Raw genomic sequence first — 1,852 nt, forward strand, 5'->3', positions numbered from 1 at the left:
ATATGCTTCTATATAATAAGATATAGTCCGACAAATTGGGAAACTTTTATTTAAAGCAGATTGAAATATGAATAACAATATTTGGAGGGCAACATGGAATACTTTCACTTAACAACACCACAACAGAATATCTGGAACCTGCAAAAATACTATGGCGACACAGCAATCGCCAATCTCTGCGGCGCCGTATTCTTTCCTGAGAGAAGGGACGGCAATCTGCTGCGCAAGGCAGTCTGCCAATTCATATGGAGCCAGAGCGGTATCCGCCTGCGCTTCTGTGAAGGAAAGGAACCCATGCAATATATCTCGGAAGAGGTAGACGAGGATATCCCAATCATGACATTTGACTCCCGACAGGAGTTTGATCAGTATGCGGAAATCTTTGCGAGAGAGCCTGTGGGGCTTCTGGAAAGACAGATGTATCGTTTTGTGGTATTCCATTTGGATAGGGAGAGCAGAAGCGGCGTATTGGTGGTGCTGAGCCATCTGATATCGGATGCCTGGACTTTCGGGCTGATGGCGAACCAGATAGATGCGGCATATCGCGGATTGACGGGAGAGACCGATGAGGCGCTGCCGGAGACGAGGAAAAGATTCGCTATGAGGCGGCGGATTTTGACAAATACCGGAGTCTGCTTGAGGAGAACGTGATTGACGAGAGCTTTGTGCCGGAGAAGAAATCTCTTGGCAATGTGCTGCTCACCGGAGCCACCGGATTTCTGGGGGCCCACGTGCTGGACAGGCTGCTCCAGGAGGAGACAGGGAAAGTGTACTGCCTGGTGCGCGGCGGGGAGACCGCGGATGGCAAAGCACGGCTTCGGGATATTCTGCGGTACTATTTCGGAGACCGGTACGAGGCGGAATTTGCCGATGGATTGGATGAGGAAGCTATCGAGAAATCAGGTGCGAACCATATGGAGGAACTGGATTTAGAGCGTACAAAGGGATTGGATACAGGGCCAGTGGCAGAAAAAGCGGCAGGCGTGGAGTCCGGGCCGAAGCAGTCGCGAAGGATTATCCCCATCGTGGGAGATATCGAATCGGATTCACTGGCGCGGGACATGCCCCGGGACGTGCAGACCGTCATCCATACGGCGGCCAGCGTCAAGCATTATGGCTCCTATGCCTATTTCCATCGTGTCAACGCGGAGGGCACAGAGCATGTGATAAACTATGCCAAGTCTGTGGGGGCCAGGCTGCTGCATGTCTCCACTCTGAGCGTCAGCGGGAACAGTCTGGCAGAGGAATTTGCGGTCTATCGGTGGTCGGAGGAGAAATTCTTCGGTGAGTCCTGCCTTTACATAGGCCAGCCCCTGGACAATGTCTATGTCCACAGCAAGTTCGAGGCGGAGAGGGCGGTATTCGATGCCATGCTCACGGGGCTCGACGCCAAGGTTATACGGGTGGGCAACCTGACCAGCCGGGCCTCGGATTACAGGTTCCAGCCTAATTACAGCCAGAACGCGTTCCTCACCAGGTTCAAGGCCATCCTGGAGTTTGGGCTGTTCCCGGACTACCTGATGCACTTGTACGCGGAATTCTCCCCCATAGACCTGACGGCGGAGGGAATCGTGAGGATTGCGCAATATGCAGGAAAGCAGACCGTCTTCCACCTGAACAGCAACCGTCCCATCTATTTCGACCGTTTCGTGAAGGTGGTGCATGAGCTGGGGATTTCCATGGAAGTGGTGGAGGGAACAGCCTTTTACCAGGCGCTGCGGGGGACCTTGCGGGAGAAGGGGACGGAATATATGTTTGAGGCTTTCCGGAATGACATGGAGAAGACGGGCTGGAGGAGTTACAATTCACGGCCTAGCCGATTAGGATTTCTAGAATTTCTGAGTTTTCATAA

The 1,852-nt window shown here is 53.0% G+C and carries 2 protein-coding genes; both read left to right on the forward strand.

Translation table 11 applies throughout. The features are described 5' to 3' along the window. Window positions 1–93 precede the first annotated feature (93 nt). On the forward strand, window positions 94–651 hold the full coding sequence (locus Q2B33_RS24000) for a condensation domain-containing protein (protein ID WP_300785590.1): 558 nt from the start codon (window positions 94–96) through the stop codon (window positions 649–651). Further along, window positions 648–1,852, forward strand: a 1,205-nt coding sequence (locus Q2B33_RS24005; protein WP_300785591.1) for an SDR family oxidoreductase, incomplete at its 3' end; no start/stop codon positions are given. The genes Q2B33_RS24000 and Q2B33_RS24005, both read left to right, overlap by 4 nt.

This window comes from uncultured Acetatifactor sp., assembly GCF_948601915.1.
Classification (GTDB): Bacteria; Bacillota; Clostridia; order Lachnospirales; family Lachnospiraceae; genus Acetatifactor.

Excerpts from the sequence above, each read along its gene's own strand:
- Q2B33_RS24000 (WP_300785590.1), top strand. The coding sequence starts at position 94 with ATGGAATACTTTCACTTAACAACACCACAACAGAATATCTGGAACCTG.